At 56.6% G+C, this 302-nt stretch carries 1 protein-coding gene; it reads left to right on the forward strand.

All coding sequences use genetic code 11. From position 1 onward, the window contains the following. On the forward strand, nucleotides 1-302 hold a 302-nt coding region (locus tag LBU54_RS15340), incomplete at both ends, for a DUF7507 domain-containing protein (RefSeq protein ID WP_224532002.1).

The following is a 302-nucleotide window of genomic DNA, read 5'->3' on the forward strand; positions in this document are numbered from 1 at the left end:
GTAGGCGCTAGCCTTGGCGACGAGCTGACCTATACGATCACGGTAGAGAACACGGGCAACGTTACGTTGAGCAACGTAGCCCTTACGGATACGTTCGTGGATGCCAACGGCAACCCGCTGACCTTGACAGGACCGACATTTGTGAGTGCAGATGCAGGAAGTGCAGAAGGTACGCTTCAGGTAGGCGAGACGGCAACCTATACGGCAACCTATGTCATCACACAGAGCGATGTGGATGCAGGCGGCGTGAGCAACAGCGTCGTAGCCGATGGCGATAGCCCGGCAGGAACGAATGTGAACGA

Source organism: Winogradskyella alexanderae (assembly GCF_020166335.1).
GTDB lineage: Bacteria > Bacteroidota > Bacteroidia > Flavobacteriales > Flavobacteriaceae > Winogradskyella > Winogradskyella alexanderae.